Origin of the sequence: Bradyrhizobium sp. 31Argb, assembly GCF_043638955.1 — a bacterium.
Classification (GTDB): Bacteria; Pseudomonadota; Alphaproteobacteria; order Rhizobiales; family Xanthobacteraceae; genus Bradyrhizobium.
On record NZ_JBEGDB010000364.1, the window covers coordinates 1 to 6,498 of the forward strand.

A 6,498-nucleotide genomic window follows, 5' to 3' on the forward strand; every position below is an offset into this window, starting at 1 on the left:
CGAGCCGCCCCTCATCCGCCGTGAGACGCGCGGAGTTAAATCACTGATTTGCCCGACGGCGAAAGCGGAATGTTTTTCGCAAGAGGGCTGGACAGACTTTTGGTGATTTGCCCGTCGGGTTGATTTGTCGCATGCAAGGTAGCCACATCGTCATTGCGAGCGCAGCGAAGCAATCCATAGCGCCGCTTGTGGAGACGTGGATTGCTTCGCTGCGCTCGCAATGACGCCGGTGGCCATGCGCGCGAAAGGCGGTGGGTTACGCTTCGCTAACCCACCCTACGAAGCTGCGCTTTGCCCACCCTACGGCGTCATCGGCCCATGAGTTGGTCGGCGAAATAGCCGATGGTCTTGCGGTACACGACCGCTCTGTTCCATTCGCGCATCGCTTCGAAATTGGCGCTGCCTTCCTCGTAAGATGCGCCCATCTTGAAGCCGTTGGTGTGCAGGAGGTTCGCGGTGGAGGCGAGCACGTCGGGCACGCTATGGCGGAGATCGACATGGCCGTTGCCGTCGAAGTCGACGCCGTATTTGATGTAGGACGACGGCAGGAATTGGGTCTGGCCGATCTCGCCGGCATAGGCGCCGATCATGTCGTTGAGGCGGAGATCGCCGCGCTGCACGATCTGCAGCGCCGAGAGCAGTTCGTTCTGGAACAGCTCGGTGCGGCGGCAATCATGCGCGAGCGTGGCGAGCACGCGGAACACCGGCAGCTTGCCCATGTCGCCCTTGCCGAAATCGGTCTCCAATCCCCAGATCGCGACCAGGATCTGGCGCGGCACGCCGTACTTCTGTTCGATGCTCGCAAGCAGCGCCGCATGACGCTGTAGCATTGCGCGCCCCGTGTTGATCCGCCCGGGCCCGACGCGGGTCGCGACATATTGCTCAAAGCTCTTGCGGAACGTGCCACGCTGGCGCCGGTCGAAGGCAAGCACGCCCGCATCCTGCTGCACGCCATCGAGCCCCTGCGAGATCACGTTTTGCGAGATGCCGGCCGCGGCCGCTTCCTGCGAAATGCCGGCAATGAAAGCATGGAAGTCACCGCCGCAGCGGGCGGCATAGGCGGGGGCAGAGATGGAGGGAATGCCAAGGACGATTACAAGGACGACAACGCGGATGTAGCGCATGGTTCGGCATTTTCCTCCAAAAAAGATGGCGCGTAACCGCACCGATCGGGGTTCTAGCATCCTATGTGGCCCGCGGCGAGCGACCTTCCCGTGAGTCGCCGACACGACTTCTGGTAGCATTTTTTATGGAGATCGCTTACGTTAGGGACATATTACTTTAAGCCGATTTTTGGAGATAAGGATGAGCAACTCAGATTCTCAAAATAATTCCCCTGCGAGCAATCCGCTGTCACAATTTCTCACGCCGGAAGCGATGTTGACGCCGGGCGTCGCGGGTGCACTGACGATGATGATCACGAATGCACTGACCGTGAATTTCTCGATGCCACGCGCGTGGGTCGGTCTCAGCCTGAGCTTTGTGTTTGGATTGCTTGTCCTGGTGACAACGCGAAATCTGCTCCAGAAGGCCGTGTTCTATGTGCTCAACTCGCTGGTTATCTTCTGCGTGGCTGCTGGCGCAAACGGCCTCGGGGCGGGAGCCTCACAACGCGTCAGCCTGTCCCTGACAACAACGGCCTTCGCTCAAGACATAACTTCCTCCCAAAAGCAGCAGACGCTGGAATATTGCTCGAATCTATCCGCCGCTGTTGCGGAGGCCCAAAAGGCCAATCAGCCGCCGGACAAAATTCTGGAACTCATCAAGCCGTGCCAGACCGTCAGCAAGGATATCTTAAGGAGCGGCATAGCTGGTGGAGCAAATAGCGTAACCCAGCCCACGGGCAGATTCTTCTCCCCGTGGAAATTCTAGCAAGTGCACGGTTGGCCGGTCAGGAGGCGGCGTTCTTCGGCGAACGCCTTTAACGCGAGATCATGCCTGCGAAACTCACCTCCGTCAAAATGCCAACGAGACCTTTTGCCGCGCGGCTTGGCGCGCGCGGTTGGCGTTTCCTCGGCGTACTACGGCACCTTACGCGCCCGTGCACGTTTGAGCGGTCGCGCGAACCGCGTTATATGGATGCGGCGCGGCTCGGTGTTGCCCTTCATTGCGGAGGCGGCTTATGAGATCAATCACCCGTCGTTTCTTCCTGTCGCTGGCGGCCGCCGTTAGTCCGGCAGCGGCAATGGCCCATCATGGTTGGGGCGGTTACGACACCTCCAAGGCGTTCACCGTCACCGGCGAAGTCCTGAAATCTGCATTCCAGAATCCGCACTGCGAGATCGAGATGGAGGTTGGCGGCAAGCACTGGCACTTCGTGCTTGCGCCGCCCTCGCGCATGCAAAATCGCGGAATCACGCCGGACCTTATCGCGCCGGGCAAGACCTGCACCGTGTTCGGCTATCCCCACACCAGCAATCCGGACGAGGCCCGGATCGAATACATCATTCTCGACGGCAAACGCTTCGAATTGCGGTAGGCCAGCGTGGAGCAGCATCCGGCCCCGCCGATCTTCCTGGCCTTGCAGGAAAGCGCGCTCGGGCATCTGATGCGCAACTCACCCGCGCTTTATCCCGCGGTCGAGATCCTGCACATCCTCGGCTTCGTTGTGCTGGTGGGATCGATCCTGGCCCTCGATGTCAGGTTGCTCGGCTTGGGACGCGCGATTCCGATCCAGCCGATGGCACAATTGCTGCTGCCTTTGTCACGCGTCGGTTTTCTTCTCGCGATCGGTATGGGTTTCCTGCTGTTCAGCGCCGACGCGGCGCATGTGGTGCGCAATCCTGCGTTCCAGGCCAAGCTGTTTCTGATCGTGGCCGCGCTGGTCAATGTCATGATCGCGCATTCCGGCCCGTGGCGACAAGTTTCGCTCTGGGGAGGCGAAGCGTCCGGTGGCGCAAAGGTCACAGCGCTGCTGTCGCTTGTACTGTGGGTCGGCGCCGTCTGCGCCGGGCGTCTTATAGCGTATTTTTGACAGGCTTCGCCCCATGGATCGCATCCGCCTTGCCATTTTCACAATCCTCCTCACCCTCTGCGCCGCGCCTGATATCGCGAGCTCCAACGAAGCTGAGGCCTGGACCGCGCTGCGCGCAGGCCGGCATGTTGCCCTGATGCGGCATGCCGATGCGCCGGGTGGCGCAGGCGACCCGCCCGGGTTCAGGATTGATGACTGCGGCACGCAGCGCAATCTCAGCAGCAAAGGCCGCGCGGACGCCGCAAGGATCGGTGCGCGGCTCAGGTCGGAAGGGATTGCGGTCGAGAAAATCCTCTCTTCGCCCTGGTGCCGCCGCATTGACACTGCAACGCTGCTGGAACTGGGGCCGATCGAAGTCGAGCCCGCATTCGGCAACGTGGTGGTGCTCAGCGATCAAACCGCAGCTCTGACCGCCGGGGCACGCGCGGTCATCGACAAATGGACCGGGAGCGGAATCCTGCTTGTCGTGACGCATGGCGCAAATATTCGGGCACTCACGGGCGTTTCGCCGGCGAGCGGCGAGATTGTCGTGGTCCGAAGCGAGGGTGGCGGCAGCAAGCCCGTGGGTCGCCTGATTCTCGATTGACGCATCGTGGATGCGCCAAGCGCGCGATCGGGCCCGACTTAGGAACGAAGCTGGAGCCATGCCGGTTATGAGTCAGAACCGGGCTCCGGCTTTTCAATTCGCCGGTTTGTCGGCTGAGCCGCCGTCCCTGTCGCCTGGAAAATGCGATAGGATTTCGTCATGAGCGACATGCAGGAAGAGGCGCCCTCGCCGCGCCAGTCTCTTGTTTTCCGAGCGCCGCTATTTCGGCTGCTTGCGATCAATCTCGCCGTCGGCGTCTTGGTTGCGGTGTTGTTGGTCGGCGGCCTGCTGCTGCTCAATCCCGGCCACCTGCGTGACCTGATTCTGGCCGATGACAGCCCTGGCGTTGCGCTCGGGCTGCTCTTGTTCGGCTTCATCGTCACGCTGGGCTCGAGCGCGATGGGCACGGCGATCATGGCGATGGGACAGCAGCAGACCGACGGCGGCCCGCGACGCGGGCGCGGCCAACTCGTGGCGCAGACGGTCGCCGCCATGGCGCCAACCCAGGGCAAGGCGGCGTCCGGCAGCTAGAGCGCCGTAGCCCGGGTGGAGCGCCAGCGTAACCCGGGGGCCGCCGGTGAGTGTTGACGCAGCCGTCCCGGGTTGCGCTTCGCTCCACCCGGGCTACCAGGCTTGCAGGATTAGCCTCGACTTCAATGCAGGTTGAACAGGTTCTTCACCAACTGCCCGGACATGATATCCGCGAAGGACAGTTTGATCTCCGGAGCGGCCGGCGATGCCGGGCTGGCCGGCGCGACCGCGGGAGCCAGCGGTAATGGCGGCTGCACCGCCGCAACCTTCGGCGCCTGCCGTTTGACAACCTTCTTGGCCTTTTTCTCGGTCTCGACCGCCGGCGGAGGCGGAGGCGCTTCGGCGACCGCGCGCACCGGCGGCGGTTCGCTTGGCGACACAGCTTCGGCCAGCGTCGGCGGCGGCACTATGGTGGGCAGGCTGGTGTCCATGACGACAAGTTCGGGTGGCCGCTCGAGCGAAGCAATCCGGATGGCCGGCCGCTCGACCGGCTCACCCGCCGCCTCGGTTAACGATTGTGGCGCGCACCAGTCAGCGATGTACAACAACGCAAGAAGCGATGCGCCAACCCAGGCGATGTATCGTCCGACAGGCATAACCATCTCTCGTCACCATGCTGATGTGACGAGGAGCAAAGGCCGTAATTCCTGACGGTTGGTAACCGCGACGAGGTTTGCGGGGAAATATCGAAACGTGGTTACCGTCCCAACTGAGGACTCTGAAGAGTTAATCAGCGAGAGTTCACCTATCAGCGAGAGTCGCGCCGCAAGGCACGGCAGCAGCGTCAAGCCATCTCTGACGGCACGGCCACGCCGACCGCTGGCGGCGCGGTTTCACCCTCGACCGGCGTGGCTTTGCTGGCGTCCGCGCTTACGCGCGGTGCATTGATCAGGCTCACCAGCGTGTAGCTGACAATGAGCAGCAGAAACCATGAGCCGAGCTTGTCGAAGGAGACCATCGACCAGCCGTGTCGCTGTGAGGGGTAGAGCCAGATTTTGGTGAAGGTCCCGATATTTTCGGAGAACCAGATGAACAGCGACACCAGCAGGAGGCCGAGCAGGAGCGGCATCGAGCGGTATTCGCGCCAGACCTTGAAACCAACCGTGGTGCGGCCGAGCAGCCATGCAGCGGCGCCGAACAGCAGCCAACGCGCATCAGGCACGAAATGGTGGCTGAAGAAATTGACGTAGATCGCCATGCTGAGCAGGATCAGGCTCAACCGCCGCGGATGGTCAAAAAAGCGGAAATCGAACAGCCGCCAGACCCGGCAGAGATAGCTGCCGATGCAGGAATACATGAAGCCGGTGAAGAGCGGCACGCCGCCAATCCTGAAAAAGCTCGGCTCCGGATAGATCCAGGAGCCGACCGACGTCTTGAAGATCTCCATCACCGTGCCGACGACGTGATAGATCAGGATGATCTTCGCCTCCTCCAGCGTCTCCAGCCGGGTCGCGAGCAGCACGGCCTGGACGGCGATCATGCAGAGCAAGAGAAAGTCGTAGCGCGGCAGCGCCGCATCTGCCGGATAGAACCGCCAGGTACCGATCATCAGCGCGACCGCAATCCCGCCGAACAGGCAGGCCCATCCCTGCTTCACGCCGAAGCGAAAGAATTCGTAAAGCGCCGCGGACCATCGCCGCTGCGCCATGAACAGTCCGAGGCGGTGTTCACCGGCGATGAATCGGCGAAGCGGTGGCCAGATGGCGGCGGCGCTGATGTTGGGCTCGGGCATGCCGGCTCGCTGGGTCGGGCGGTGATGCATGGCTGCCGAAGCTGACGGCATAACGCGGTCGAAAGTGGGCAAAGATTTGCAGATTTCGCCGAGATCATGATCCGATTAGACGGAATCGGATCATGATCTCATCTCTTTGTTTGAGCATGATCTTTTCGGAAAACCGGTTTCCACTTTTCCGGATCATGCTCTAGCACGCGTTCCTCGCGCGGGGGGAAGCTCACATTCATTGCTGCGGGGCAGGCAGTCGCAGCAACGCCCGTTATTTTCTTTGACAGCGGAGCCCTGATCGACGACAAGCCGCCATGGCCAAGAAACCCGGGACCAATCCCAAAGGCGAGTTCGCCTTTTTCAATGTCTTCTATGAAGACGGCTCGCAACGCTCCAACCGGCGCGTGCCCGCCGAGTTGCTTGGCGGCCTCGACGGCGACGAGCCGGCGCGCGGCTACATCCTCGAGCAGGACCGCGAGATCGCCGAGAAATCCGGCCGGCCGCCGCTCGCGATCAAGAAAATCGAGCGGGTCGGGGTGAAGAGGAAATAGGCAGCCGCCCGTCGACCTTCGTAGAGCATATTCGGGAGACAAAACCGGCGGGCCTTCGTCTGAAATGGACCCCGATTGTGGGACCACGTGCTTAGTTGGAAGGGGCTGCTCCGTTTGATAGACGGAGCGCATG

9 protein-coding genes are annotated in these 6,498 nt (G+C 61.8%); 6 read left to right on the plus strand and 3 right to left on the minus strand.

Features of this window, described 5'->3' with window-relative positions; translation table 11 throughout:
- Positions 1-308 precede the first annotated feature (308 nt).
- Positions 309-1,124: a lytic transglycosylase domain-containing protein gene (locus tag AAFX91_RS37485; protein ID WP_394569854.1), complete on the minus strand. Its 816-nt coding sequence runs from the start codon at positions 1,122-1,124 to the stop codon at positions 309-311.
- 181 nt (positions 1,125-1,305) lie between these two features.
- On the opposite strand from AAFX91_RS37485, the gene AAFX91_RS37490 reads away from it, so the two are divergent.
- The 5 genes from AAFX91_RS37490 (at position 1,306) to AAFX91_RS37510 (ending at position 4,091) form a co-directional block, all read left to right on the plus strand.
- The gene (locus AAFX91_RS37490; RefSeq protein WP_282532246.1) at positions 1,306-1,872 is read left to right on the plus strand and encodes a hypothetical protein; all 567 of its coding nucleotides are present in this window, start codon (positions 1,306-1,308) and stop codon (positions 1,870-1,872) included.
- Positions 1,873-2,122: 250 nt separating this feature from the next.
- Positions 2,123-2,479 (plus strand): DUF6152 family protein, encoded by a 357-nt coding sequence (locus tag AAFX91_RS37495; protein WP_394569855.1) that lies wholly within the window; start codon positions 2,123-2,125, stop codon positions 2,477-2,479.
- Positions 2,480-2,485: 6 nt separating this feature from the next.
- Positions 2,486-2,974, plus strand: coding sequence for a hypothetical protein (locus AAFX91_RS37500; protein ID WP_394569856.1), 489 nt, complete (start codon positions 2,486-2,488; stop codon positions 2,972-2,974).
- Between the two features lie 13 nt (positions 2,975-2,987).
- Positions 2,988-3,560, plus strand: a complete 573-nt coding sequence (locus AAFX91_RS37505; protein ID WP_394569857.1) for a histidine phosphatase family protein — start codon at positions 2,988-2,990, stop codon at positions 3,558-3,560.
- A 159-nt stretch (positions 3,561-3,719) separates the two neighbouring features.
- The gene (locus tag AAFX91_RS37510) at positions 3,720-4,091 is read left to right on the plus strand and encodes a hypothetical protein (RefSeq protein WP_394569858.1); all 372 of its coding nucleotides are present in this window, start codon (positions 3,720-3,722) and stop codon (positions 4,089-4,091) included.
- A 122-nt stretch (positions 4,092-4,213) separates the two neighbouring features.
- Here AAFX91_RS37510 and AAFX91_RS37515 read toward each other — a convergent pair whose 3' ends face one another.
- Both AAFX91_RS37515 and AAFX91_RS37520 read right to left on the minus strand, forming a co-directional pair.
- Positions 4,214-4,687 carry a hypothetical protein gene (locus tag AAFX91_RS37515; RefSeq protein ID WP_394569859.1) on the minus strand — a complete coding sequence of 158 codons (474 nt, stop codon included), beginning with the start codon at positions 4,685-4,687 and terminating at the stop codon, positions 4,214-4,216.
- A 188-nt stretch (positions 4,688-4,875) separates the two neighbouring features.
- Positions 4,876-5,823 carry a DUF817 domain-containing protein gene (locus tag AAFX91_RS37520; protein ID WP_394569860.1) on the minus strand — a complete coding sequence of 316 codons (948 nt, stop codon included), beginning with the start codon at positions 5,821-5,823 and terminating at the stop codon, positions 4,876-4,878.
- A gap of 305 nt (positions 5,824-6,128) precedes the next feature.
- Between AAFX91_RS37520 and AAFX91_RS37525 the strand changes: the two genes are divergently transcribed.
- Complete coding sequence (locus tag AAFX91_RS37525; protein ID WP_394569861.1) at positions 6,129-6,365, plus strand: hypothetical protein; 237 nt, start codon at positions 6,129-6,131, stop codon at positions 6,363-6,365.
- The last annotated feature ends 133 nt before the right edge of the window (positions 6,366-6,498 follow it).